General features: G+C 57.2%; 1 protein-coding gene and 1 pseudogene. Both read left to right on the top strand.

The window, feature by feature from the left end; genetic code table 11:
• Window positions 1-27: 27 nt before the first annotated feature.
• Window positions 28-312, top strand: a pseudogene (locus HMPREF3067_RS11110) (transposase); the annotation flags it as partial.
• A partial coding sequence (locus HMPREF3067_RS11115) for a DDE-type integrase/transposase/recombinase (protein ID WP_083319248.1) occupies window positions 309-899 on the top strand: 591 nt, incomplete at its 3' end. The pseudogene HMPREF3067_RS11110 and the gene HMPREF3067_RS11115, both read left to right, overlap by 4 nt.

Raw genomic sequence — 899 nt, forward strand, 5'->3', positions numbered from 1 at the left:
AGGTAGGAACTAAACCCAGGACGCTTCAGGGTGGTCCGTCTTGTTGAAGATCGCATTGTGGCAGAAAACATGTCGATGCAAGCTGCCTGCCAGGCTGTGGCCCCAAAACTGGGCGTGTCGTGGCATACAGCCCGGCAGTGGACGCAGGCAGCTCGCCGCAACGGACACGCCCTCGAACGCCTGCCGGAGGATTTGGCCGCCGAAAACGCCAGGCTGCGCCGGGAGAATCAGGAACTTCGCGACACCAACGAGCTATTGAAAGCTGCATCGGCTTTTTTCGCGTCAGAACCAGGCCCAAAACGTCGGAAATGATCCGGTTCATTGATACATATCGGGATCGTTTCACAGTCGAGTTCATCTGTACGACGTTGAAGCGCAATCGCGAAGGAGGCTTCATCTCCTCGCGTGGCTACCGCCAATCCAAAGCTCGTGGACTTAGTTCGCGGAGTCTGCGTGATGCTGCCCTGATTGAGCACATCTGTGTGGTCCATGCCGAAAACTACGGCGTCTACGGTGTACGGAAAATGTGGCACGCCCTTCGCCGCGAAGGTATCGGTGTTGGCCGTGGACAGACTGCCCGGTTGATGCGTTTGGCAGGAGTATCCGGCAAAGGTAAAGGTGGAGCGCCGATCACGACCCGCAAATCCAAGTCGCAGGATCTTCGCCCTGATTTGGTCAACCGCGAATTCACAGCCTCCGGGCCGAACCGGTTGTGGGTGGCGGATATTACGTATGTGCGAACGCGTAAAGGATTCGTCTACACCGCGTTTGTCATTGACGTGTACTCTCGACGGATCGTTGGGTGGGCACTATCGGACTCGATGCGTACCGAGGCGTTGCCGCTGCAGGCACTCAATCAAGCGATCGAATGGAGAGTGTCCGTTTCTTTGTGTGCGGGG

This window comes from Corynebacterium sp. HMSC04H06, assembly GCF_001815935.1.
Taxonomy (GTDB): Bacteria; Actinomycetota; Actinomycetes; order Mycobacteriales; family Mycobacteriaceae; genus Corynebacterium.